Here is a 1,523-nt window from a genome sequence, read left to right on the forward strand (position 1 = left end):
ACCGCGAAGTTCAGCGCGGCGTTCGTCAAGGTGGGCCTGTCGGCGGGAGAGCTGGGCACCTCCTGGCAGCTGACCCGGCTGGTCGGCCCTGGCCGCGCCGCCGAGATCGCGTACACGGCACGGGTCGTCGCCGCCGAGGAGGCGGAGCGGATCGGGCTGGTGAACCGGGTCGTGCCGTCGGAGAGCCTGCTGGACGAGGCCCTGGCGACCGCCCGGCAGATCGCCGGGAACTCGCCGGGCGGGGTGCGGATGTCCAAGCGGGCATTGCAGCGCAACCAGGAGGTCGCCTCCTACGGCGCGGCGCTGGAGCTGGAGAACCGCGGGCAGGCGCTGCTGACCCGCTGCGACGACATGACCGAGGCGCTCGCGGCGTTCAAGGACAAGCGCGCGCCGCAGTTCACAGGAAGGTAGACGATGACGACGCTGGGAGACATCGACCCCGGGTTCGGGCCCGACGACGACCTGCGGCACTGGCCCGAGCCGGGCGGCCGGATGCGGGACAGCCTGTTCTGGGAGATGGTCATGCCCGACGAGCAGCTGGGCATGCAGGTCTACCTGTACCTGACCGACCGCGGCAAGACCGGCTACAACGTGTCGGTGTGGGGCCCGGGAACCGAGCCGGTCGCGCTGAAACTTGCTCAGGGCACCGTCGGCGACGACATGGACCTCGACAACTTCGAGTTCGAGGGCCTCACAGTCAAGCAGCCGGAGCTGCGCCGCACCGCGCAGGTGAGCTACGCCAGCGACGAGGTGAGCCTGCAGTTCGATTTCACCGCGCTGCACGACGCGTTCAGCTACAAGAGCAACCCGGACGGCCTGCCGTCGTGGTTCGCGGCGAACCGGCTCGAGCAGACCGGCCACGTCACCGGCTTCCTGGAGGTCGGCGGCAGGCGGATCGCGTGGGATCGCAAGGGCCACCGGGACCACTCGTGGGGAGTGCGGAACTGGGGCGTGCCGCACCACTGGAAGTGGTTCATCGCCTACACCGAATCCGGCCGGGTGGTCAACGGCTGGATCTGGATCGCGCGTGGCGAGTGGGGCTTCGCCGGGTATGTCGTCAAGGACGGCGTGACGATCCCGGTGTCGCACATCAAGCACAAGGCCGACTACGACGACGGCATGGTGCAGACGCGGCTGGAGGCCGACGTCGTGGACATCACCGGCGAGACGACCAGGCTGGTCATGGAGTCCTTCGGCGCGGTCAAGCTGCCCACGAAGGACCCGATGGGCACGGTGATCACCGAGGCCGCTTGCCGGGTCACGATCGACGGCGAGGAGGGCGCCGGGCAGTTCGAGACGCACTGGCCGGGGCAGTACCTGCAGCACCTGATCGAGAGCGGTCGATGAGCTGGGACTGGAACGACGAACAGCGGGACGGGCTGGCGCGGTTCCTCGCCGCGCGCGAGATCTGCGCCGGCCCCGTCACGACCCGGCGGATCGGTGACGGGCACTCCAACCTGACGTTCCTGGTGAGCGACGGGCAGCGGCGGGTGGTCGTGCGGCGGCCGCCGCCCCCGCCGATC

Annotated in this window: 2 protein-coding genes and 1 pseudogene; all 3 read left to right on the forward strand. The window is 69.9% G+C overall.

Going from position 1 to position 1,523, the window contains the following annotated elements; genetic code table 11:
• Positions 1 to 411: enoyl-CoA hydratase/isomerase family protein (locus tag ACCP09_RS39870; RefSeq protein WP_433754277.1), on the forward strand; the 411-nt coding region annotated here is incomplete at its 5' end.
• Between the two features lie 3 nt (positions 412 to 414).
• Complete coding sequence (locus ACCP09_RS39875) at positions 415 to 1,347, forward strand: DUF7064 domain-containing protein (protein WP_400983093.1); 933 nt, start codon at positions 415 to 417, stop codon at positions 1,345 to 1,347.
• A pseudogene (locus ACCP09_RS39880) lies at positions 1,344 to 1,523 on the forward strand (hypothetical protein); the annotation flags it as partial. The gene ACCP09_RS39875 and the pseudogene ACCP09_RS39880, both read left to right, overlap by 4 nt.

Source organism: Amycolatopsis sp. 3B14, from assembly GCF_050958625.1.
Classification (GTDB): domain Bacteria; phylum Actinomycetota; class Actinomycetes; order Mycobacteriales; family Pseudonocardiaceae; genus Amycolatopsis_E; species Amycolatopsis_E thermoflava.

What these genes read in the sequence shown, in the direction of transcription:
- ACCP09_RS39875 (WP_400983093.1), top strand. Translation starts at nt 415, where the DNA reads ATGACGACGCTGGGAGACATCGACCCCGGGTTCGGGCCCGACGACGAC.